The sequence below is a fragment of the Clostridium porci genome, from assembly GCF_009696375.1.
In the GTDB taxonomy this organism is placed as follows: Bacteria; Bacillota; Clostridia; order Lachnospirales; family Lachnospiraceae; genus Enterocloster; species Enterocloster porci.
Genome location: NZ_VUMD01000005.1, coordinates 13,505 through 38,238, shown reverse-complemented (window position 1 = coordinate 38,238; position 24,734 = coordinate 13,505). Strand labels below are relative to the sequence as shown.

The window sequence follows — 24,734 nt, the reverse complement described above, 5'->3', positions numbered from 1 at the left end:
CACAGCAGGTTTCCCTGGCATGAAGGCCATATACGGCATAGGATTTCTTACTTCACCACACGGACTCTCAGGACACCCTGGACAGCCTTCAGCTTCTGTATTGTCGTAGCCTCAGGCACATTTTCCAAATCCAGAAGGGTATAAGCGTACTTATCCCGGCTCTTATTGGTCATATCGGAAATATTAACTCCTTGCTCTGCCAGAATTCCGGTCACTTGGCCAAGCATATTGGGAATATTCAGATGCAGAACTGCCACACGGCTCTTCGCCTGGCATACCCCCATATCGCAGGCTGGATAATTCACTGAATTTCTGATATTTCCGTTCTCCAGATAATCTGTAAGCTCCTTCACAGCCATCACCGCGCAGTTATCCTCAGACTCCTGGGTGGAAGCGCCCAGATGAGGCATCAGGATGACTCTGGGCATGTGAGTAACTCGTGGATTTGGGAAATCACTTACATAGTAACGAACCTTCCCTTCCTTTAGAGCCTCCTCCATATCATCATCATTTACCAGAGTATCACGGGAGAAGTTGAGGATCACCACTCCGTCCTTCATCAAAGTCAGTTTTTCCTTATTGATCATACCCTTTGTAGAATCCAGCAAAGGCACATGGATGGATATGTAATCGCACTCCTGGAAAATAGTATCCACATTGGTAATATGCCTTACATTTCTGGACAGCTTCCAGGCAGCGTTTACTGAAATATAGGGATCAAAGCCGTAAACCTCCATTCCCAGATGGGTGGCTGCGTTGGCAACCTCTGCCCCAATGGCGCCAAGGCCTACTACGCCCAGCTTCTTGCCCTTGATCTCACAGCCTGCGAATGCCTTCTTGCTCTTCTCCGTATCCTTTGTAATATTGTCGTCCTCAGCGTTGGCCTTACACCACTCTATGCCTCCTACAATATCTCTGGAGGCCATAAGCATACCTGCGATGACCAGCTCCTTAACGCCATTGGCATTGGCTCCCGGCGTATTAAACACCACAATCCCTTCCTCCGCACACGTATCCAGAGGAATGTTGTTCACGCCCGCCCCTGCACGTCCTACTGCCAACAGGCTTTCAGGGAACTCCATATCATGCATGGAGGCGCTCCGTACCAGAACAGCGCAAGCCTCCTTTAAATTGTCAGTCAGTTCATAATCTGCCGGAAACAGCCCTGTGCCGCAGGCTGCAATGGGATTTAAGCAATGAATCTTTTTCATCATTATCATCTCCTCTAATCAGAAACCTATTTGCTGTGCTTTTCCTCAAAATCGGCCATAAATGCCGCCAGCTTCTCCACTCCTTCTATTGGCATAGCATTGTAAATGCTGGCCCGCATACCGCCTACCGTTCTGTGCCCCTTCAAATTCTCCAGACCTGCCCCTTTGGACTCCTTTACAAAAAGGGCGTCCAGCTCGTCGTCCCCTGTAACAAAGGGTATATTCATAAGAGAGCGATCCTTCCTCTCCACCGTCCCCTTAAACAGCTTGCTCTGATCCAGGAAATCATAGAGAATTTTCGCCTTCCTCTCATTGTACTCCTTCATAGCCTCAAGGCCGCCTCTGGCCTTTAGCCATTTAAACACCTTTCCGCACATATAAATACCGTAGGTTGGGGGAGTGTTGTAGAGGGAATTAGCATCTGCATGAATCTTATAGCGGAGCATGGTAGGCGTTTGGGGAAGCACATCCTCCGTAATCAGATCCTCGCGCACAATCACGATAACCGTTCCGGCAGGTCCTACATTCTTTTGTGCCCCCGCAAAAATAAGGCCATATTTGGTTACATCCACCGGCTCTGACAAAAAGCAGGAGGACTGATCCGCTACCAGCGTCTTTCCCTTTGTATTGGGCAGAGTCCAGAACTTCGTTCCGTAGATCGTATTGTTCTCACAGATATACACGTAGTCCGCATCCTCAGATATAGGAAGATCCGAGCAGTCCGGAATATAGCTGAAGGTTTTGTCTGCGCTGGAAGCGATAGCCCTGGCTTTGCCGTATATGCCGCCCTCCTGGTATGCCTTCTTGGCCCATTGCCCTGTGACGATATAATCAGCAGCGCCGTTCTTCATCAGATTCATGGGTACCATAGCAAACTGCTGGGAAGCGCCGCCCTGTAAGAACAGTACCTTATAATTGCCTGGAATATGTAAAAGATCCCGCAGGTCTGCCTCAGCATCCTTGATGATGGAATCGTAAGCCTTCGATCGGTGACTCATCTCCATCACTGACATTCCCGTCCCCTTATAATCCAGCATTTCTGCCGCGGCTTCCTTCAGGACGTCCTCCGGCAGTATAGCCGGGCCTGCTGAGAAATTGTACACTCTGCTCATCTTGTTTTCCTCCTCTTAAATGGTTGTGATTGCTGTAATACTTATGGCAACGCTTCAGGCATCTGCCCTGAGCAGCTACGCCTCCTGACTATATATATACACAGATGACTTCCCCGTATGCCTCCACCTGCCGGAACACATAAAAGGAAGTCCTCTGAACATATACTCCACCGTGTATCAGTCCATCCCACCGCTGCCTTCCAATCGGCTCCGGCGCTTTATCAAGGTAATTTGATAACGTCACCAAAGTGTTTAATGATAACTATACACTGTTTTTAATTAATTTTCAAGTCTGTATCATCAAAAGCGTCAGCAATCGGCGCTCCTGGAGATACCATTGGAAATACCTTCTCATCACAGTTGATTTGACAGTCGATAACAACCGGGATATTCAGGGAAATCGCCTCCTTAAGCACCGGCTTAAGCTCCTCCTTTTGAGTTACCCTGTAAGCCTTGGCTCCCATTGCCTCGGCAAGCTTCACAAAATCCACCCCATCCTTAAGAACAGTCTGAGAATAGCGCTTTCCATAAAAAAGAGTCTGCCACTGGCGCACCATACCCAGCACATGATTGTTAATGATCACCTGTAGGATCGGGATATTATAGCGGGTAGCTGTGGCTATCTCATTCATATTCATACGGAAGCAGCCGTCGCCTGCTATGTTGATAACCCGCTTATCCTTACAGCCCATCTTTGCTCCAATGGCCGCTCCCAGACCGTATCCCATGGTGCCAAGACCTCCAGAGGTGAGAAGGGTCCTGGGCTGGCGGTATTGGTAATACTGCGCCGCCCACATCTGGTGCTGTCCTACCTCGGTAACAATTATGGCGTCTCCCTGTGTTATTTCGTTGATGGTCTGCACAATATAAGGCCCTGTCAGCGTATTCTTATCATAGCGCAGCGGGTACATATCCTTCATCCGCTCAATATGGGCAATCCATTCATCATGATTGGCCGGATCTAGCCTTGCATTCAGCTTCCTTAAAATGATCTTCACATCGCCGATAATACTGGCGTCTACCTTAATATTTTTGTTGATCTCTGCCGGATCGATATCCAGCTGGAGAATCTTCGCGTTCTTTGCAAACTTGGAGGCATTGCCAATCACACGGTCACTGAACCGGGCTCCGACTACAATCAGCAGATCCGACTCTGTAATTCCAAAATTGGAGGTCTTGGTTCCGTGCATACCCACCATACCTGTATACAGCTCGTGGGCGCCGTCAAAGGCTCCCTTTCCCATAAGGCTGTCTGCCACTGGCGCCTGAAGCTTCTCCGCAAATGCTCTCAGCTCCTCAGAAGCATTGGACAGTACAGCCCCGCCTCCCACAAAGATAAAAGGCTTGCGGGACTTGCGGATCATTTCTACCGCCCGCTCCACATCTTCCTCCCTTATGGTATCGCTTTGAGGCACAATGGGCATAGGCGCCTCCTTCTCATATTCGCAAACCGCAGCCGTCACATCCTTGGTAATATCCACCAGCACCGGGCCGGGACGCCCGGACTGGGCGATCGTAAAGGCCCTGCGTATCACCTTTGCCAGCCGGTTTACATCCTTAACAATAAAGTTGTGCTTTGTAATCGGCATGGTCACGCCCGTAATATCAATTTCCTGAAAGCTATCCTTTCCTAACAGACTGTTGGTCACATTACAGGTGATGGCGACTACCGGAATGGAATCCATACAAGCGGTGGCAATACCTGTTACCAGATTGGTGGCTCCCGGGCCTGAGGTTGCCAGGCACACGCCCACCTTGCCCGTTGCCCTTGCATAGCCGTCTGCCGCATGGGACGCCCCCTGCTCATGAGAAGTGAGAATGTGGGTAATCTCATTCTGGTGCTGGTACAGTGCGTCATATATATTCAGGATAGCCCCGCCCGGATAACCAAAGACAGTATCCACTCCCTGTTCCTTCAAACACTCAACTACAATCTCTGCCCCCGTCAATTTGCTCATATATATGGTACTCCCTTTCTTTCACAATCTATTCCGCTTCCTGTCTCACCTGGAGCACAGCGCCCCTGTCAGCCGAGGTCACAAGGGAAGCGTACCTTGCCAGATACCCGGTGGTAATCTGAGGTGTTCTGGGCCTCCACCTGGCCTTCCTTTCGGCCAGCTCCTCGTCTGATACCAGAACATTTAACTGATGATTATCTATATCAATGGAAATAATATCTCCCTCTTCCACCAGAGCAATCGGCCCTCCTACTGCAGCCTCCGGTGACACATGCCCGATGGATGCGCCTCTGGACGCGCCGGAGAAACGACCGTCTGTAATCAATGCTACCGTAGAGCCTAAGCCCATACCTGCAATGGCTGAGGTGGGATTCAGCATCTCTCTCATGCCAGGGCCGCCCTTAGGGCCCTCATATCGGATTACCACCACGTCTCCGTCAACAATCTTTCCGCCCTTAATAGCTGCAACCGCTTCCTCCTCACAGTCAAACACTCTGGCAGGGCCTTCATGCTTTAACATCTCAGGGGCAACTGCCGAACGCTTTACAACTGCCGAATCCGGAGCCAGATTCCCCTTTAAAATGGCAATTCCGCCTGTCCTGCTGTAGGGCTTCTCCACAGGACGGATCGTATCCGGATCTCTGTTAACACAGCCCTTTATATTCTCTCCAACTGTCTTTCCCGTAACAGTCATGCAGTCCAGGTTTAAAAGCCCCTTCTTGCTGAGCTCATTCATCACAGCATAGATACCGCCTGCTTCATTCAAATCCTCCATATAGGTCCGGCCTGCGGGAGCCAGATGACACAAATTCGGAGTCTTCGCACTGATTTCATTGGCTATATCCACATTCAGCTCCACGCCCGCCTCATGAGCGACAGCCGGCAGATGCAGCATGCTGTTGGTGGAGCATCCAAGGGCCATATCCACAGTCAGAGCATTTATAAATGCTTCCTCTGTCATAATATCCCTTGGCCGAATATTCTGGCGGTACATCTCCATCACCTGCATTCCGGCATGCTTCGCTAGCTTGATACGCTGGGAATAGACAGCCGGTATGGTTCCATTTCCCTTAAGCCCCATACCCAATACCTCAGTAAGACAATTCATACTGTTGGCTGTATACATGCCGGAGCAGGAGCCGCAGGTAGGACATGCCTTTTCCTCAAATTCCAGAATATCCTCCTCTGTCATAATTCCGGCTGAATAGGAGCCCACTGCTTCGAACATACTGGACAGGCTGGTTTTTTGTCCCTTCACCCGTCCCGCCAGCATAGGGCCGCCGCTGACGAATACCGTAGGAATATTAATTCTGGCGGCCGCCATCAGAAGGCCCGGAACATTTTTATCACAATTCGGTACCATAACCAGAGCATCAAACTGATGGGCCATAGCCATACACTCGGTAGAGTCCGCTATCAAATCTCTGGTAACCAGGGAATACTTCATGCCAATATGTCCCATGGCAATCCCGTCACACACCGCAATGGCCGGAAACACCACGGGCGTTCCCCCTGCCATGGCTACCCCCAGCTTTACCGCTTCCACAATTTTATCCAGGTTCATGTGACCAGGAACTATTTCATTATAGGAGCTGACGATTCCCACCAGAGGCTTTTTCATCTCCTCTTCTGTCATCCCCAGAGCGTTGAACAATGACCTGTGAGGGGCCTGCTGCATACCTGTCTTAACTGCGTCGCTTTTCATCTATGTATTCCTCCTGCTTATTATAATAGTGTCAAGTTGAACCGATTTTTCCTGCAATCAAATCTCCCATGGAGCTGGTTCCCACCTGCTCGCATCCCCGGGACATAATGTCGCCGGTTCTATAGCCCTCTGCCAAAACCTCCCGGACCGCCTTTTCGATAGCATCCGCCTCCTGATCCAAATCACAGGAGTAGCGCAGAAGCATAGCTGCCGAAAGAATGGTTGCGATTGGGTTTGCCATATCCTTTCCCGCAATATCAGGAGCGGAGCCATGGCTCGGCTCATAGAGGCCAAACCTGCTTTCATTCATGCTGGCAGAGGACAGCATACCGATTGAGCCGGTAATCATACTTGCCTCGTCGGAAAGGATATCGCCAAACATGTTCTCTGTGAGAATCACATCAAACTGCCCTGGATTCATCACCAGCTGCATAGCACAGTTGTCCACCAGCATATGAGTCAGCTCTACCTCAGGATACTCCTTTGCCACTTCCTCCACCACCCTACGCCAAAGCCTGGAGGAATCCAGCACATTGGCCTTGTCCACGCTTGTAACCTTCCTTCTGCGCTTTCTGGCAATCTCAAAGCCCTTAACAGCAATCCTGCGTATTTCCTTTTCATTATATGTGAGGGTGTCCACTGCAGTCATGACCCCGTCCACCTCCCTGGTATACCTGTCTCCGAAGTAAAGACCGCCGGTCAGCTCCCTCATAATCACCATATCAAAGCCGTCTCCGATAATCTCCTTCTTAAGAGGACAGGCCCCTTCCAGCTCCCTGTAAAGATAAGCAGGACGTATATTGGCAAACAGCCCCAGCCCCTTGCGGATGGCCAAAAGGCCTGCCTCCGGCCTCAGATTGGGAGCCACGTCATACCACCTGGAATTTCCTACATCTCCACCTACGGCTCCCAGAAGAACTGCGTCGCTCCTTCTGGCAGTCTCCAGGGCCTCCTCTGTAAGAGGTATACCATAGGCATCAATGGAGCAGCCCCCCATCAAAACCTCAGTGTACCCAAAGCTGTGTCCATAGACCCTTCCCACCTTATCCATAACCTTCTTCGCTTCTCTCACAATCTCCGGGCCAATTCCATCTCCTGGAATCACAGTAATTTTATAATTCATTTTGCATATCTCTCCTGAGTTCTATTCTTTTAAGTTATACTTTTAGCGAGTATACTAATTTCTTTTCATCATATCTTATTTTAGGAGGTATTTCAACCTCTCCACAGGAATTTCCCCATAGAGAAATATATATGTTTGGAATTATTAACATAAATAAAAGTTATGGTATCCATCGTTTCTCTTCCATAAATGATGAAAGTGCTTCGTACCGGCTCTGTAATTGACCGTACGCCTTCAGCGCAGGCCCCGTTTTCTCCTGAACCCGCTCCATAATTACATCAAATTCCTTCGTCATGTAAGCAACGATCTGAACATCCAAAAAGCCCTTCCTGGCCATCTCTGTCAGAATAGCCCTTGTTTTCTCCTTTGGAAATGCTCCTTTATAGCTTCTGACACCTGTAAGAGCGCTGACAACATCCGCTACGGCCACAATCCTCTGAGGAGTACTCAGCTCCTTTGCCGAAAGCCCTCTAGGATAGCCGGAGCCATCCAGCTTTTCATGATGGCGCAAAGCAATCTCCCTGACTGACTGCGATACGCTGTCTCCAAGAATATATCCCGTTAAAGTAACATGATCCTTCATTATTTTCATATCCTGAGAGCTTAATTTCCCCGGAAATTCCAGGATCTCCACAGGTATTCCTATCTTTCCCAAATCATGGAGCATAGCGCCCCAATATACATCCCTTATCTCCTCGTAATCCTCACACAGACGTTCTGCAAGCACCTGGCTGATCACTGTAGCAACAATCGTATGAGTTACTGTATAAGGGCTTCTGAAATCAATGGCATATATAAGCATTTTTAATACCGATTCCTTCTCCTGCTCCGTTAAAGGCACCGCCTCCATCGCCATCTCAAATTCCCGATTCTCCTTCTTCCAAGCTTCCTCCGTCAGAAAAAAGTCCATGCCGGAGGCCAGATTTATAATCTCAGGTGAAAATACTTCGTCACCGGCATCCTTCAGCTTCTCTATCAGTTCTTGATTACCATTCTTATACCTGGGATTCTGGATATAGATATCTACCCGGTCTGCCAGATGCAGCAGCTGGGCCGCCTGCCTTATGGGTCCAGGAATATCCTTCATCTGCCTTAAGGCGCTCCAGTGGGAATGATGAAACAAAACAACGGGGGCTGTTTTTGACAAAAACGTAAAGGAATGAAAAAACAGGTACCCATAGATGGAATGATTTCTCACATTCTTTGTATCAAATGCAAGCATCCGGTCAATCTCCTCCATCTTATATGCTCCGATATCGTGAAGGACGGAAAGAATTAAAAGGTTCCTGATTTCCAAGGGAGAAAAACTGCCGGTTTCTTTTAGCAGCCGATACATAATATGGGCAACCCGCTCCCCATGGCCTATCAGTTTTGAATTTACCAGATCAAAGGCCCTCTTGGCCATATCCATGATATCCTTATTGGCAACTGCCAAAATGTAGTCCTCCATAAGCCCCTCCTTCGTATTTCTTTTTCGTCTCAGACCCTTTTTATACAGTAAAATGCCGCAGGTATATGATATCATATCCTTACGGCATCTCATGCTTGGTATTTTGCCATTGGCTGATTACTGGGCAATCTTTGCTCCATCCTCACCAACCCAATAATTATCCGGCGTCATACAATCGGTAAGCATGTCGCCATTCTCCGTACAGTAGTACTCCTTACCCTCCCACTGTATCCAACCGGTCTTCATATATCCTTCTTCATCAAAAAAATACCACTTATCTCCAATCTTATACCAGCAATTTGCAGGATAATCCTTCTCTGAGATACTGTACCACCATCTGCCGTTTACGGGTGACTGCACCCAGCTCCCCTCGCTTCCCACAGGGTTTTCCTTAAACTGCGCTGCCCGTTCCTCATCGATGTATATGCTGGCGGACTCCACCCATTTGCCCTTCTGGCTCTTATCATATTGATTCACAGGGCGCACCTTAACTGTATAGGAAGCGTTCCCCTTGGTCAGCTTCTCACGGCAGTTTAAGCTGTTTGTCTTAGTCTCCATAACAGCTCCTACAGGCTGTCCGTCTCTGTACACCTTTACCTCGTAGCTGCCCGCTGTTTTAATCTCATCCCACGAAGCGATGCCGTTATCGGATAAGGTTACATCTTCCAACTCTCTCAGAGTCACTCCAAGAGAGGGAAGCTTGATTTCCATCAGCAGGGTGGAATTTGAATCCTGCCTTGTAGCCTTCACAAATTCAGCGCCGCCCTTGATAGTAACCTTATCCTTTGAAAGAGAGGTAAAATAATAATCATCTCCGGCAGTCATAGTAACCCTGAGCCTTGGCAGAGAATCCTCACTCCACCCGAACCCTTCATTCAGCACCTCATAGCCATCAATGGAGAAACGATTGCTGTTCGTCTCAAGCTCGATTTCTTCCTCTCCGTATTCTGTATCCGGCAGGATATTGGCCTTTATGCTAAAGGTAATTGACTTAATGGGGCTGCGTTTGCTCCCATAGGCCGGAAACACCATTGCAGCAGCCAGAACACCGGCCAAAAGTCCAAGCAGCCACCCCCTTCTTTTCTGAAACATTCTGTATCTCCTTCTCTTTTTTCTCAATGGGTCAATATGTAACTGTTATCAGTAATTTATTTATTTCTACTTTATCTGTTTTTCTATTTTGTGTCAATACATAAATCCTTACGATTGTACTTCTTTTCTGTACTGTTTTGTAATATCTCATATATATGTTTCTTTCATTTTATCACATTAAAATCTCTGAAAAAAGGGGTTCCAACACCTGGAAACTAGACCGAATCGGCCTCCTTTGGCTCCCTCGGCAGGATATAGAAGCAAAGATTTGTAGATATAAAGTATTTGACTTGGACAGTGACACGGAAAAATGCCCTAAACCCGTAATAAACATATTTACTACGGGTTTAGGGCATATGTGTTTATTCTCCGAACAATTATTTTGCAAAATCAGTAACCCTGGACTCCCGGATTACATTTACTTTAATCTGTCCCGGATACTCAAGCTCCTCCTCAATACGCTTGGAAACGTCTCTGGCCAGCAATATCATATCGTCGTCGTTAATCTGATCCGGAACAACCATGATACGAACCTCGCGGCCTGCCTGAATCGCAAAGGACTTGTCTACTCCTTTAAAGGAGTTTGTAATATCTTCTAATTGCTTCAATCTGTTTGTATATGTTTCCAGAGTCTCACGTCTTGCACCAGGTCTGGCAGCAGAAATTGTATCAGCAGCCTGGACAATACAAGAAATAAGGCTCGTGGGCTCAACATCGCCATGATGGGATTCCACCGCATTCAATACGGTTGCTGACTCTTTATATTTTTTACAAAGATCCGAACCTAACTGAACATGGGTTCCTTCCATATCATGGTCAACGGATTTGCCAATGTCATGTAATAAACCGGCACGTTTGGCTAAACGCACGTCTAAACCAAGCTCCGATGCCAGAAGTCCTGACAACTGAGCCACTTCAATGGAATGCTTCAAGGCATTCTGTCCGTAGCTGGTTCTGAATCTCATCTTACCTAAGAGCTTAACCAGCTCAGGATGAATTCCATGAATACCAACCTCAAGACAGGCAGCCTCGCCCTCTTCCCTCATGTTGATCTCCACTTCCTTCTGCGCCTTTTCAACCATTTCCTCGATCCTGGCCGGATGGATACGTCCGTCCACAATCAAACGCTCCAATGCAATCCTTGCAACTTCTCTCCGTATCGGATCAAACCCAGATAATACTACTGCCTCCGGGGTATCGTCGATAATCAACTCCACACCAGTCAGGGTTTCCAGGGTTCTGATATTGCGTCCCTCCCGCCCGATGATGCGGCCCTTCATCTCATCATTGGGAAGCTGTACAACAGAAACTGTTGTCTCAGCAACGTGATCCGCAGCGCATCTTTGAATAGCGGTAACTACCAGATCCCTTGCCTTCTTATCAGCCTCTTCTTTTGCCTTGTTTTCCAGTTCCTTAATCAATTTAGCTGTGTCATGCTTTACATCTTCTTCAACAGATTTTAAAAGATATTCTTTTGCTTGTTCGGAGGTAAGACCGGATATCCGCTCTAATTCCTGCATCCCCTGCTCATACTGGGATTCCACTTCCGCTGTGCGCTTCGTAAGAATATTCTCCCTTCTGACCAGGTCAGCCTCCTTCCTTTCTAATGCATCTGCCTTCTTCTCAACGTTTTCTTCTTTACTTAATACACGTTTTTCATACCGTTGAAGTTCTGCCCTTCTTTCCCTGGTTTCCTTCTCTAACTCATTTTTCGTCTTTAAGGATTCTTCCTTGGCTTCCAGGAGAGCTTCTCGCTTCTTTGTCTCTGCGGTTTTTAATGCTTCATCTATTATTTCTCTGGATTTCTCTTCCGCACTTCCCACCTTGCTGTCATATTGCTTACGCTCGTAGCTGCGTGCCGCGAACCAGACAATAATAGCCGCAATTACTGTGATGATCATCATCAAAGGGACCATTATCTGTAACACAGGAGCACCTCCTTATTTAATTTTCATTGTACAAACTACAACGCATTAATTTTATACTTTTTACAGAATTATGTCAAGACTCTTCCTCCCAATTTCCGGTAATCCAGTCAATATAGACAAAATTCAATTCCTTCATTCCAAACTGCCGGAGGTCTCAAACTCCCTTATCACACGGTTAATTACATCCAAGGAATATCCCTTCCGGCTCAGGTATCCCGCCAGACGGTTCCTTTCCTCACGGGTAATTTCAGTCCTTCCCTTCAAGCGTTTTACCAAAAGCCCTCTGGCGCTTTCCTCCTCATCTACAGGAAATTCCTCCAGAACCGATCGGATCAGCTCCTTTGAAACTCCCTTCTGCTGAAGCTCAAATTCAATCTGCCTGAGACTCTTTTTCCCGCATGTAAAACGGATAAAGGCTTCTGTATAGGCCCTATCATCAATATAATGGTACTCTTTTAAAACGTTCAGGGCATAGTCCACAGCCTCCGCCGGATAGCCTTCCCCGGAAAGCTTCCTGCGCATCCAACTCTCCGTCTTGGCGGAGGCTCCCAGGAGATAGAGGGCCCGCTCCTTAGCCCGGTCCATCAGAATCTCCGTAAGCAAACGGTGGAAGGTGTCCTCTCCCAACTCCTCCCCTTCCCGGATGCCGAATTGTTCCAGCTCACCTCTGTATAAAACAAAGGCAAAGCCCTCCTCCAGGAGCACTTTGCTCTTTCTCTTATCTACAGGGATGATGGCTGCGACCGTCATTTTCTCTCAGGAGCATCCCCAAAGTCTGCTCCTGCTCCAGTCCTTATCTCTCCTTTGGAGCTGCCCTCCGGCATCTTTGGAGCGCCTTTGGAACTTTCTAAGGTCTCCTTTGCCTCTGGCTTCAGCGCTTCCTCTGTGCCTGGAAGCTCGTACCGGGCTCTCACCTTAGCCTCTATCTCAGAGCAAACCGAAGGATTCTCCAGCAGGTAGCTTTTGGCGTTTTCCCGGCCCTGTCCAATCTTGATGCCGCCGTAGGCAAACCATGCGCCGCTCTTCTCCACAATATTCTCCTTCACTGCCAGATCCAGAATATCGCCTTCCTTGGAAATACCCTTACCGAACATAATATCGAACTCAGCCTCTTTAAAGGGCGGCGCAATTTTATTCTTCACAATCTTTACGCGGACACGGTTGCCAATCACATCTCCTCCCTGCTTTAGCGTCTCGATCTTGCGGACATCCAGCCGTACAGATGAGTAGAACTTAAGGGCGCGGCCTCCTGTGGTAGTCTCTGGATTGCCGAACATTACTCCTACCTTTTCACGAAGCTGATTAATAAAAATTACGATGCAGTTGGACTTGCTGATAATAGCCGTAAGCTTGCGCAAAGCCTGGGACATCAGCCTTGCCTGAAGGCCCACATGGGAATCGCCCATCTCACCGTCAATCTCCGCCTTGGGAACCAGGGCAGCCACAGAATCCACAATCACAATATCAACTGCGCCGGAACGAACCATAGTCTCAGTAATCTCCAATGCCTGCTCTCCGTTATCCGGCTGGGATATGTACAGGTTATCAATATCCACGCCTATGTTTCCTGCATATACAGGGTCCAGAGCGTGCTCTGCATCAATAAAGCCGGCAATACCACCCCGCTTCTGAACCTCTGCCACCATATGAAGGGCTACGGTGGTCTTACCAGAGGACTCCGGTCCATACACCTCTACAATCCTTCCCTTTGGAACGCCCCCAAGGCCCAGGGCTATATCCAGACTGATCGAGCCTGTAGGCACTGTCTCTATATTCATACGAGCCGCCCTATCCCCCAGCTTCATGACAGAGCCCTTTCCATATGCTTTTTCTATATGGGTCAGGGCTGCATCCAGGGCTTTCAGCTTTTCTTCTTTATTCATATCTCTGTTGATCACATGATTCTTTTCTTCTCTGGCCATATTATCCTCCAATTCGAACAAACGTTCTTTCCTGTTACAATCATAGTATAGATTCATTTAAATGTCAACCTTTATTTTCCCATCCACCTACCTATCTTATACTTCCTTCATTCCCAATTCTCTGTGAACGCCGGGCGAACCGCCCGCCTGCTGGCGCCTGTGCATACACCTGAATGACAGCCCCGAAAGGCAGAACCAAAGCCGCGCAGAAAGAACATTCTGCGAATGTAATTAAAGAATATCATAACCTGCCGGTTTTTGCAATCATTCAAAGAAAAAGAAGGCAAAAAACAGGTCATCATCTGCCTCCTGACAAAACTCTGAAAACCTTTGGAGCCACCTGCGCAAGACCTTTTCCAATCCAATGACTTAAGGCCACCATGAACACCGGCATCAAAAAAAACATGAGCAGGGCTGAGGCAGGACGAGCAGGCAGTATGAAGGCTCCTGCTTTATTAAAAAGCCTTACCCACGCAAAGTGAATGGCATAAAGGAAGAAATTGTGCTTCATCCACTCCCTTGTTCTGGGAAACTTTATATAGCCTGATACCACCCAGGCTGCGCATACCCCCAACAGCCTGAATAACACAGTAAACAAAGCCGTTTCATACAGGCATCTGCCAGGCTGTCCAAGAAACGCCAGACTTCCGGACGCAAGAAGAAGAGCCAGCGGCAGCAGCCAACGATTCCTCCCCTCGCCGCTATGCTCTGCCGCCCGGCCCCAGCCGTCTCTGTGAAGGCTTATATAAGCAGCTGTACAGGTGTAGAAAAAGGCATCCATATTCAGAAAAGGAAAATCCCAGTTTTTCCAGAGGGCAAACATGACAGTCAGAATACTCACGCCTCCCACCCAGGTGTTTTTACACAAGACATAGATAACAGGGGCCAGAGCAACCAAAAGAATCAGCTGGTACAGATACCAGAATACAGGATTGTAGGCATAGCGGACGACAGCCGCAGCTGCCTGTTCCAGGTTAAAGGGCACCGGCGTTTTTCCTATCACATGAGAAACTCCCGGAAGGCGGGTAGCGACCACATAGCCTATATAATACAAAAGATTCCAAAGAAGATAAGGGATTAGAAGGCTATTCACTCTGGTACGCCATTTGGGGAGCAGCTTTTTCCAGGTAAAGCCCCGGTAGAACAGGTAGGAGGATACCATAAAAAAACCGGGCACCGCAATCTGTCCCAGGCTCCCTACGGCCCGCTCCACCCGATCCACCCATGCGCCTGTCTCAGTGGCTCCCAGGAACAATTCCCCGTTAAAGGAATGCAGCCATATAACCAGAATGCTGAAGAAACATGTGAGCCAGTATATCCTGCCGCGAAATTCCTTCTCCATACAGGGCCTCCCTTCTTATAGAATACCTATTAGGTAATTCCGAGGTTCTATTTGCATTTTTCTTAAAATCAGATTTTGACAGCCATCTCCTGGACGCGGCACAGGCTTCTTTCCAGGAGACCCTTCCTTATCAATTTTACAGAACCCATTACCTCATTAACAGCTTTGCCGGAAAGCAAAAAGGCCGCCTCCCCAGGCTTTACAGCCCTTGCATAGGGAAGAGGGCCATTTTTATCTGGCAGTCAGCTCTGGCAGGTCAGCCAGAGCTTCTCCTTCTGATATATACCTATATCAGCTGCGGTACTGTTCCAGCAGGCGTGTAATTCTCTTCGTCGGCGTCAGCAGCTCGCTTAAGGACGCATCATGATTCAGGTTGTCAATAATAAGAGCGATGTACTTGCTCATATCCACATTAATATAGTAGGGCCGCTTAAGCAGCTCCGGCGTCTGATACACCAGGTTGGTGGTAAGAATCCGATCAATAATTCCCTTGTCATAGTATTCATCAAATTTGGCAAGCCCTCCGGTAAAAAGCCCGAAGGTGGAGCAGACAAATACCTTCCCCGCTTTCCTGCGCTTAAGCTCCTTGGCTACGTCCAGCACGCTCTCACCGGAAGAAATCATATCGTCAATAATCAGCACGTCCTTCCCTTCTACGCTGCTTCCCAGAAACTCATGGGCAACGATGGGATTACGTCCATTAATAATCTTTGTATAGTCACGGCGCTTGTAAAACATCCCCATATCCAGTCCCAGCATGTTTGAAAAATATACAGCCCGGCCGGTACCTCCCTCGTCAGGGCTGATAACCATCATATGGTCGCTGTCTATCTGAAGCTTTGTCTCAGTCTTGAGAAGATACTTAAGGAACTGATAGATGGGCTGTACCGTCTCAAAGCCCTTTGAAGGAATGGCATTCTGAACTCTGGGATCGTGGGCGTCAAAGGTGATGATATTCTCTACTCCCATATTCACCAGCTCCTTAAGAGCCAGAGCGCAGTCCAGGGACTCCCGTCCAGAACGTTTATGCTGCCTGCTCTCATATAAAAAGGGCATAATCACATTAATTCTCCTGGCTTTACCGGCAGCGGCCGCAATCACACGCTTTAAATCCTGAAAATGATCGTCCGGCGACATGTGATTGGTCATACCAAACAGCGAGTAGGTCAGGCTGTAATTGCATACGTCCACCATGATATAGAGGTCGTCACCTCTAACGGACTGAAGAACCGTACCCTTTCCTTCTCCTGAGCCAAACCTGGGAGTGCTGGCCTGGATAATATAAGAATCTCTCTGATAACCGGAAAATGCAATGGTTGATTTGTGCTCGCTCTCCCGCTCACATCTCCAATCCACCAGATATGCGTCCACCTTGCTCCCCAGTTCCGTACAGCTGTTAAGGGGAATTAGTCCCAGCGGCCCAACGGGTATGGTTTCAATGACTTTCTCCTCATATAACATGACTTCGTATCCTCCTGTCTTAGACCGGCGGCCTAGCTGCCCAACCGGTAACGTGCGTTACAGTTATACCACCACTTCCACTGATTCGTCAAGAATCTTCCTGGGGGATTGCCCTGCATATCATTATTTTTTTAACAACCGTATATCTCCCCCATATAACGGAATGATCCGATAGCCGCTCATAATTCTGGATGCTACCCGATCCGTGTAGGAATCCCGGAGCCTGGCTGGCGTCAGATTCGTAGAGATAATCGTGGAACAGCGCATATTCATCCGTTCATTGATGCAGTAAAAGAGCTGGGAGGAGGTAAAGCTGTTATTTAGCTCCGTCCCCAAATCATCAATTATGAGCAGGTCGCAGTCCAGAATAAAGCGATACATATCCCGCATCTCCTCTGCGTTTTCATAATCAAACTTATTCCGGGAAAATACTTCAAATAAATCTCCCGCCGTCATATAGATAACGGAATGGTACGAATCCATTAGCTCCCTGGCAATACAGTTGGTGAGAAATGTCTTCCCCACCCCTGTACTTCCGGTAAAAAGAAGATTCTCATGCTTCTTATCAAAGTCCTTTACAAAATCCCTGCACTGCTTCACAACCAGCCGCATATAGGCCGCATTGGTAGCTCCCACCTGGGGAATCATTTCACTATTATCATAATATTCATAGGTTAAGGAGGCAAAGTTTTCCCGTTCCAGCACATCCTCCAGATTCGACTGATCATGAAGAAGCTTCATCTGAGCTTTCAGGAAGCAGCGGCATTTCTTCCCATCCACCAGGCCGGTGTCCTTACACTCAGGACAGCGGTACCACAGCTCCAGATAGTTGTGGGGATAGCCTGCCGCCTTGATAAGAAGCGCTTTCTGCTCCCGTAAATCCCTTAAGTCCTCCCGCAGCCTGTGAATTACATCGCCATCCCCCTCCAAAAGCTTTTTCGCACACGCTACGGAACGACCGGCAATCTCTGCCTCCAGCTCCCTCACCGCAGGAATTTTCTCATAAATCTCTCTGCGCCGCTCCTCCAGCTGGTGCCGGTTCTCAATCTGTTGCCGTCCGTAGGCTCTCATAATCGCATCATATTGAGAATTACTAAGTGCCATTATCCTATCTCCTTATCTGCATCCAGAGGCGGTTAAGGGCTGCCGGCCCCCCCAGTCCTAGGACTGATGTCCCACCCATTCCCTCACCTGCTTTAGCATCAGCGCGTCGTAATCTGTATCCCTCTGCTCAAAATTGTGGAACTGATTGGGGGCACCTTTCCGTGCAGCGCTTCCCTGCAGGGAAGCGCTTTTGCCTCCCTCCTGCCTGGCAAACCAAGGCTCTCTCCTCTGACCGCCCGCCTCCTTTTCAGAGGCATGCTTTGCATCCAAAGCTTTCACATCCCTCAAGCTTCTTACTCCAGCCTCCTTCCAGTCTGAAAGAATTTTATCCGCATACTGGAAGCTGGGACTGTGAATGGCTGTGATGGTTCTGCTGCAGGCCTCCAGCACCAGATCCCTGGAAAAGCAAAAATCCTTAAACCACTTGTCCATCAATTTCTGCTCCGGCAGCCCAGGATTCCTGCTGTTGAGCCCGAAGGCTTTCATCACAGCAAAGGAATCCTGGCTGTAGGAGGCAGAATAGAGCTTTGCATCCTTCACCGTCTTAATTTCCTGCTTATGCCAGTTTAAGGCTACCGCCTCTATGTAACGTACAGAGCAGTGACCATTCTGGGCGCAGTACTCCACCAGATACTCCAGCAGCTCTCCGCTCATCCCCAGCTCATCATAAAGATAAGCAAAAACCTGACAATCCCTGGGTGTGAAAACCCGGTTCATATACTTCTGAGCGATATAGAGAAGCTGCGAAAACGCCTCGTCCTGAGCCAGACGGTTTACGGACTCCTGGGAATACACAGGCTCCTTAAGCTGTGTCTCTGCCCGATTCCTTTTCTGATCCAGCCTGAAAGTTGCCTGTCCGCCTGTTGCAGCCGTCTCTTTCTCGGAAATAAGCTCCCCGGAAGACCTATCGGAGGACCAGACCTCCAGACCGCTGTCCTCCTCCCGGCTGCCCTCGGAACCAGCCCCGCTGTCCCTTGCTCCTTCCGCCCCCTCAGAAAGCACACCCAGACGCAGCCAGTAAGCCAGGGCTCTGCGCACGTCGGATTCCGTATGATTCAGCCCATCCGCTATCATATCTATGGTCAAAGGGCTGGACTGATGACGCAGTATGTAGAGATATACCTTCACATACTCCCCATTGGCCCCGGCCATATATTCGTCAATAAATTCATTCGCTACCGCTGTGATTGGAATATTCCATCTGTCCTTCAAATTCCCGCCCATAGTTTGCCTCTCCTTATCATGCCCTTATCATAACACATCTGCAATCAAAAGAAAATAGTGACTCTTATGCACAATTCTCGTTGTGGGTATTGTGGATATTGTGGATAAAAGGTGGACATAATTACCTGATTCCACAAAGGAAGCCTTTGTTTTCCATGTAAATCCAGGTTTTTTTAAATCCATCCTGTTCTTTTATGTCAATTAAGCAATCCACATAGCTTCTTTACATAAAATGTTGAAAACCCTGTGGATATTGTGGATAACTATTGACCCAGCAGCTTTTCTCCTACTTTTACAATGTCTCCCGCTCCCATAGTTATCAACACATCACCGTTTACACAATGCTCCAAAATAAAAGTTTCAATTTCGTCAAAGGATGGAATGTAATGGGCCTTCGTACCCAATCTTTCGATTCTCTCCGCTATATCCTGGGAACTAACGCCTAACGTATCTGTCTCTCTGGCCGCATAGATGTCCGCCAGAATTACTTCGTCAGCAGCAGCCAGCGTCTCTGCAAATTGATCCAGAAACGCCTTTGTCCTTGTATAGGTGTGAGGCTGGAACACACACCACAGCCTCTTGTGGGGATAATGCCTGGCGGCCGACAGTGTGGCCCGTATCTCCTGCGGATGGTGGGCATAATCGTCAATGATTGTAACTCCTCCAATCTCCCCCTTCCTTTCAAACCTGCGATCCGTGCCTGTAAACTTCTTAAGCCCGGACATAACCGCATCCATTCCAAGTCCCAGCTCCATGGCAACTGCAATGGCGCTAAGAGAATTTGATACATTGTGCTCCCCCGTAACACCCAGGGTGATACGGTTCACCGTCTCCCCCTGAATTACCAGATCGTAAGAGGGTCTTGCGTACTCGTCATAGGAAATGTTACTGGCTGTATAAAAACTGCCCGGATCTTTTCCAACGGTCACTACCCTGCATTTCAGATCCTTTACAAGGGCGTCCACATCCTCAATATCACTATTAATAACCAAAAGTCCATTTGCAGGCAGCTTTTCCGCAAACAGCCGGAAGGAATGACGGATATCCTGAATATCCTTAAAGAAATCCAGATGATCCTCCTCAATGTTTAATATAACTTCTATAGTGGGATAGAAGGAAAGGAAGCTGTTGGTATACTCACAGGCCTCTGTCACAAAGACCTCCGGGCCTCCCACTCGGATATTTCCGCCTATATCCCGAAGAATACCTCCTACTAAAACAGCCGGATCTATTTCCCCTGCCAAAAGAATACTAGTTATCATGGAGGTGACTGTCGTCTTTCCGTGGGTGCCGGACACAGCGATGGACTGCTTATAGTTGCGCATCATTTCCCCTAAAAGCTCTGCCCTGGACAGCATGGGAAGCCCCTTCTCCCTGGCTGCCATAAACTCAGGGTTATCCTCATGGATTGCCGCTGTATAGACTACCAGGCCAATCTCCGGCTCCTTTTCTATGTTAGAGGGACGCTGACCATAATATACCCTTGCCCCCCGCTCCTCCAGACGCTTTGTAAGCTCAGTCTCATGGGAGTCGGAGCCGCTGACCGAAAACCCTTCCTCCAAAAGGATCTCCGCCAGACCGCTCATACTGATGCCTCCAATTCCAATAAAATGCACGTGTGTCCTTTTTCCGAAATCTATCTTATACATAACCGATATTCCTTCCCTGTGCCCCGGACATTTCTGTCCTGCTTCTATTTCGCCTGGGCCGCATAAAAATTTTCTTCCTTAATTATAACAAAAAAAAGCTGAAAAGCTATATAAAAAATATCAAACTGTCTCTTACAGCGAAAAAATAGAGAACTACCGGCTTTTCCGGCAATTCTCCATTACGGAACTTATTGTAATTATATGCTGTTACATCAGTCTGTTATACAGACTGATGTAAGAAAACCTTACTTTTATATGCTTCCAGGGCAGCCAGAAGCAGATTTCCCAGCACACCAGCTGCCAGGATCTCCCCGATTCCCACTGTTGCCATAGAGACAGGAATTATCTCCTTAGCCCCATAGGCAAAGCGCAAAACCCAGGGAATGATCAGGGTATTGGAAATAATCGGAGGAATACATACATACCACCTGTGCTTTCTCAGATGCCAGGAGCCCCAGGCCCCTATAAGGGTAGCCAGGCTTCCAAATATCACATCCAAAGGAGCCGCTCCCCCAAGTATATTAGAAAGCAGGCAGCCCACAAATAGTCCTGGCACTGCAGCCGGTGTAAAGTACGGCAACACACACAGCGCCTCTGAAATCCGAAACTGCACTGCTCCAAAGCTGATGGGTGCAAAGGCAAGAGTCAGTGCTACATAGACAGCCCCAATCATAGCTCCGTGTATCATCATATACAGTCTGTTTTTGTTTTCTTCCATTCTCATATTCTCCTTTAGTTTTGTTTTAGGTGTGGAAGGTCTCGAACACACCAGTTAATCAATGCAGATTGTCCTTGAAAAAAATACTGATAAATCAAGGAGTCTGCGGCCTTATTGCAGGAGATAGTGTAGCATAAAATCCCTGCGAATGCAAGCCGTAACCCAATTTTACCCATCAAGCATTTTTACCGTAAAAACTTACTAAATTTCTGATTATCTTTTCATAAGTTGGTAAATGCCGATATATCCCGTATTTTAGGGCTTTATCGGTATTTTCTTTTTGGAAGATACCTTGCATAAGCTGGCATTTACCAGCATGAAAATGCAACCAAAAGTAGTAAATGAGTAGTAAATATAAGCTCCGATATTAACAAGCCAGCCTTTCCAGCTCCGCTTTTGCAGATTGAAATGTACCGTGTGCATAATAGCCAAGTGTCATGGTTATGTTAGCGTGTCCCATGAGATATTGCAGGGTGTTTGGGTTCATTCCTCTGTTTGCCATATTCGTACAGTAAGTATGTCGGAATGAATGTGGTGTGATGTTCGGTAACTTGTCCGTGTGATACTTGTTATACTTCTTAATTAGTCCTCGCACCATGCCCTCATAGTTTCCTGCAACTTTAGGCAAGCCCTCACGGTTTAAGAATAGGAAATTGCTGTAACCACCTACAATCAGCGGTTGTGCTTTTCCTCTGTTCTTTAGTATTCTTTGGATTGCTTGATAAGCACGTTCTGTCAATGGAAGTTCCCGTTTTCCGTTTTTGGTCTTTGGCGTTTCAATATAGTAGCCCATTTCGCTATCTTTCAATAACTGGTGGTCTATATTGAGTATTCTATTCTGCATATCAATATGCGTCGTCAATCCGCAAAATTCAGAAATACGAAGTCCCGTTTCCAGCAGAAGCACAACCTCATCATAATACTTGCTGTAAATCTTGTCCTTTTCCATAAAGGCAAGCAGGCGTTCTTCCTGCTCTGGTGTAAGGATAACTTTCTGCTCCGTATCATCTTCCAGAACATCACTTAGCTTAAATTCAAATGGGTTCTTTCTGATACAGTCGTCTTGTATCGCCATGTAAAATGAAGCTTTCAAGGAACGCTTATAGTTATCAATCGTTTTATAGGCATATCCTTTTTCGCTCATTCTGATAGCCCATTCTTTAGCGTCCGACTGCTTAACAGTATCAATCGCCCTCATACCCAACGGGTCATTTTTCAGAGCATTCATAAGATACTGTCGTCCCTTTTCAGTAGCCCTTTTGATGTTCTTTCTTTGGCTGTTTTTCTTGTCGTAGAGCTGGCAGACTGTCATTTTACCACCGACTGTGTCGATACCGTCGTTAAGGTCTTTTTTTATCTGTGCTTCTTTTTCCCTCAATGAAATATCATCACGCTTTCCAGCAGGTGTCTTGTCTGTCGGTACAAGTTTCCAAGAATAGATAAATTGTGGCTTTCCGTATATATCGGTATATTTATAAACGTATCTTCCGTCTTTTCGCTGGCTCTCTCCATTACGCAAATTGCGATTTTTACTGTCTTTTCGTTTTACATTAGACATAGTGTAAAGCTCCTTTCCGTCATGGAATGAGCCGTGATACGCTATATCTTATTATACCATATCTACGGCTCAATGACATTAGATTTCGTCCAATGTATCTATGATTTTTTCAAATTGTTTTCGCTTAATCTGAATACGATTACCGTTCACGATAACCCAGCCAGCGTCAATATTTTCTTCGGCTAATTTACGCAATTTCTTTTCGCCAATGCGGAAGTATTTAGACGCTTCTTCAATCGTCAGCGTATATTTTTCCCAGATAGGCACATCAGTATTGTTCATAATCTATGCACCCCCTTTACTGTGTGTCATTTTTTACAAGCAGGCAGACGGCTTTGGAAAGCTCCGTTAGTATCTCAACTATTCCCATTCTTGTGGGCAGAACCGCACCATGCGGACGTATCATTATTCTGTGAGGATAGGTCGTGGCAAAGCGACTTTTCCAACGGTCGCTCTCGGATCACTGCGTGGGTCGCTCGCTTTCTTTTGGAAAGGTCATGGCGTACAGTCCCCGTGGCTTGCTATCTCACAAACGTATCTGTCTGCTTTATTCAGTTGTCAAAGACCAGACGGGCATAATCAATCCCGATATGAATTAGAAGCGTTTAATATCAAAGTTTAAGATTTTACGAATAATCGCTTCTTTGATAAAACCTTTCATTTCCAAATCTACCGCAAGACGTAAGTTGTTGTTATCGTCGTAAAACGGACGCATACAGCACTGATTGATATATGGGTCATAAAATTCCAAGATTTTTGAAATTGCTGTTTCTTCGCCGTCGCAGGCTTTGGAAATAACCGTGAAAGTCGGTGTCAGCTCTTTTGGCATTTTTCTTTTTCCTCCTCAATCAGTTGCTTTAACTTGTCTAGTGCTTGTATTCTGCACTTCGTTACATTCGCTCTGGAACAGTCAAGCATTTTCCCAATGTAAGTGTCCGTGTCCCCAATGAAAAAATACTGTAAAACGATATTACGCTTTCGTTCTTCAATAGCTTTCAATGCACGAGCCAGTTGTTCATCTTCGATTGATACTTTTTCTCCACAGACTTCAAATACTGCAACATAATCCGTAGAATATGTATCTTCTGTACCTATGGAATTTAAGAGGTCGTCCATAATTTCGGCGAATGGCATTTCTTTTTTCTCTGAACGACGTATCGCTCGATAGAAGTCAATCGCTCTATGACGTATAACTGTTTTAATAGCACAATCGAATTGATGACAGGTTTTTTCTTGTAGTTCTGACGGTTTCATTTTCCTCACCTCCTTTCGCTAGTCGAAAAGAGGTGTCTGCCCCTTTTCATATATACCGCGTTGAAAGTGGGGTACAGCGTAACCAAAATCAAAAAAAACTTAAAAAATTTTTTTCTGGCATGAAAAAAGCCCGCACAAAACATATAGTCTGTACGAGCCTTTGAAACTGTATTGTATTTAGTTCTTATAACAATGCCGTTAGGGTCAAATTGATTGTGTCGAGGTATATCTAAAATATTCCATAATGACAGCTCCTTTACGGCACTATTCTTGTTTATTCAGACAGAAAAGAAATTGCACCGTTTTTAATTTCTAAGATTTCGTCGGCTTCTTCTGCCAAATGCTTACTGTGTGTAACCACAACAACACATTTTCCTAATTCATGTGCAGTCTTTTTCAGCAAAGCAATGATTTCATCAGCGGTAGTTTCATCAAGATTTCCCGTCGGTTCATCTGCCAAAAGTACATGAGCGTCGCTGGCTAATGCTCTTGCAATCGCCACACGCTGTTGCTGTCCGCCAGATAGTTGCAATACATTTCTCTGCCAGTATTCTTTTCCAATGCCGACTTCTTCCAATAATTTTTCAGCATTTCCACTACCACCTAATTTGACATTTTCAACCGTTGTCAAATAATCAATCAGATTATAATTTTGAAATACCAATGAGATATTATGCTTTCTGTGGTAATTCAGCCCTTTTTTTGTAATATCCTCGCCATTGCAAAGGACAGTCCCTTTTACTGCTGTATCTAAGCCTGCTAACAAAGATAAGAGTGTTGTTTTTCCTGCACCACTCGGACCGATTATGGTATAAAAGATACCCTCCTCGAAAGTAGCAGATACATTATTCAAAATGATTTTATCTTTTTTTGTTTTGTAAGCATAGCTTACATTCTTTACTTCTAACATTTTCGTCGTCCTC

General features: G+C 46.9%; 21 protein-coding genes. All 21 read right to left on the bottom strand.

Annotated elements, in window-relative coordinates; all coding sequences use genetic code 11:
- Positions 1-47: 47 nt before the first annotated feature.
- Entirely contained in the window at positions 48-1,211 is a 1,164-nt protein-coding gene (locus FYJ39_RS06795; protein WP_154471882.1) for a phosphoglycerate dehydrogenase, read from the bottom strand.
- Positions 1,212-1,237: 26 nt separating this feature from the next.
- The gene (gene serC / locus FYJ39_RS06790) at positions 1,238-2,323 is read right to left on the bottom strand and encodes a 3-phosphoserine/phosphohydroxythreonine transaminase (protein WP_154471720.1); all 1,086 of its coding nucleotides are present in this window, start codon (positions 2,321-2,323) and stop codon (positions 1,238-1,240) included.
- 275 nt (positions 2,324-2,598) lie between these two features.
- Entirely contained in the window at positions 2,599-4,281 is a 1,683-nt protein-coding gene (ilvB, locus tag FYJ39_RS06785) for a biosynthetic-type acetolactate synthase large subunit (protein ID WP_154471719.1), read from the bottom strand.
- Between the two features lie 28 nt (positions 4,282-4,309).
- Positions 4,310-5,986, bottom strand: coding sequence for a dihydroxy-acid dehydratase (gene ilvD, locus FYJ39_RS06780; protein WP_154471718.1), 1,677 nt, complete (start codon positions 5,984-5,986; stop codon positions 4,310-4,312).
- Between the two features lie 31 nt (positions 5,987-6,017).
- Positions 6,018-7,109, bottom strand: a complete 1,092-nt coding sequence (gene leuB / locus FYJ39_RS06775) for a 3-isopropylmalate dehydrogenase (protein ID WP_154471717.1) — start codon at positions 7,107-7,109, stop codon at positions 6,018-6,020.
- Positions 7,110-7,269: 160 nt separating this feature from the next.
- Entirely contained in the window at positions 7,270-8,559 is a 1,290-nt protein-coding gene (locus FYJ39_RS06770; RefSeq protein WP_154471716.1) for an HD-GYP domain-containing protein, read from the bottom strand.
- 117 nt (positions 8,560-8,676) lie between these two features.
- Complete coding sequence (locus FYJ39_RS06765) at positions 8,677-9,651, bottom strand: hypothetical protein (RefSeq protein WP_154471715.1); 975 nt, start codon at positions 9,649-9,651, stop codon at positions 8,677-8,679.
- A gap of 377 nt (positions 9,652-10,028) precedes the next feature.
- Positions 10,029-11,567 carry a ribonuclease Y gene (gene rny, locus FYJ39_RS06760; RefSeq protein WP_154471881.1) on the bottom strand — a complete coding sequence of 513 codons (1,539 nt, stop codon included), beginning with the start codon at positions 11,565-11,567 and terminating at the stop codon, positions 10,029-10,031.
- A 144-nt stretch (positions 11,568-11,711) separates the two neighbouring features.
- Positions 11,712-12,329 carry a regulatory protein RecX gene (locus tag FYJ39_RS06755; protein WP_154471714.1) on the bottom strand — a complete coding sequence of 206 codons (618 nt, stop codon included), beginning with the start codon at positions 12,327-12,329 and terminating at the stop codon, positions 11,712-11,714.
- Positions 12,326-13,462: a recombinase RecA gene (gene recA / locus FYJ39_RS06750; RefSeq protein WP_235919770.1), complete on the bottom strand. Its 1,137-nt coding sequence runs from the start codon at positions 13,460-13,462 to the stop codon at positions 12,326-12,328. The genes FYJ39_RS06755 and recA overlap by 4 nt, the downstream gene beginning before the upstream one ends.
- A gap of 337 nt (positions 13,463-13,799) precedes the next feature.
- Positions 13,800-14,843, bottom strand: coding sequence for an acyltransferase family protein (locus FYJ39_RS06745; protein WP_154471713.1), 1,044 nt, complete (start codon positions 14,841-14,843; stop codon positions 13,800-13,802).
- Between the two features lie 291 nt (positions 14,844-15,134).
- Positions 15,135-16,304 carry a ribose-phosphate pyrophosphokinase gene (locus FYJ39_RS06740; RefSeq protein WP_154471712.1) on the bottom strand — a complete coding sequence of 390 codons (1,170 nt, stop codon included), beginning with the start codon at positions 16,302-16,304 and terminating at the stop codon, positions 15,135-15,137.
- A 123-nt stretch (positions 16,305-16,427) separates the two neighbouring features.
- Complete coding sequence (locus tag FYJ39_RS06735) at positions 16,428-17,408, bottom strand: ATP-binding protein (RefSeq protein ID WP_154471711.1); 981 nt, start codon at positions 17,406-17,408, stop codon at positions 16,428-16,430.
- Positions 17,409-17,465: 57 nt separating this feature from the next.
- Entirely contained in the window at positions 17,466-18,632 is a 1,167-nt protein-coding gene (locus tag FYJ39_RS06730; RefSeq protein WP_154471710.1) for a DnaD domain protein, read from the bottom strand.
- Between the two features lie 263 nt (positions 18,633-18,895).
- The gene (gene murC, locus FYJ39_RS06725) at positions 18,896-20,281 is read right to left on the bottom strand and encodes a UDP-N-acetylmuramate--L-alanine ligase (RefSeq protein WP_154471709.1); all 1,386 of its coding nucleotides are present in this window, start codon (positions 20,279-20,281) and stop codon (positions 18,896-18,898) included.
- A 220-nt stretch (positions 20,282-20,501) separates the two neighbouring features.
- On the bottom strand, positions 20,502-20,999 hold the full coding sequence (locus FYJ39_RS06720) for a QueT transporter family protein (RefSeq protein WP_154471708.1): 498 nt from the start codon (positions 20,997-20,999) through the stop codon (positions 20,502-20,504).
- A gap of 367 nt (positions 21,000-21,366) precedes the next feature.
- Positions 21,367-22,557, bottom strand: coding sequence for a tyrosine-type recombinase/integrase (locus FYJ39_RS06715; protein WP_002322729.1), 1,191 nt, complete (start codon positions 22,555-22,557; stop codon positions 21,367-21,369).
- A 78-nt stretch (positions 22,558-22,635) separates the two neighbouring features.
- A complete protein-coding gene (locus FYJ39_RS06710) occupies positions 22,636-22,839 on the bottom strand; it encodes an excisionase (protein ID WP_004613735.1) in 204 nt (67 codons plus the stop codon).
- Positions 22,840-23,152: 313 nt separating this feature from the next.
- A complete protein-coding gene (locus tag FYJ39_RS06700; RefSeq protein ID WP_154471707.1) occupies positions 23,153-23,386 on the bottom strand; it encodes a helix-turn-helix domain-containing protein in 234 nt (77 codons plus the stop codon).
- Positions 23,371-23,811: an RNA polymerase sigma factor gene (locus FYJ39_RS06695; protein ID WP_003431889.1), complete on the bottom strand. Its 441-nt coding sequence runs from the start codon at positions 23,809-23,811 to the stop codon at positions 23,371-23,373. Before FYJ39_RS06695 ends, FYJ39_RS06700 begins: the two co-directional genes overlap by 16 nt.
- Positions 23,812-24,085: 274 nt before the next feature.
- On the bottom strand, positions 24,086-24,721 hold the full coding sequence (locus tag FYJ39_RS06690) for an ABC transporter ATP-binding protein (protein WP_154471706.1): 636 nt from the start codon (positions 24,719-24,721) through the stop codon (positions 24,086-24,088).
- Positions 24,722-24,734 lie beyond the last annotated feature (13 nt).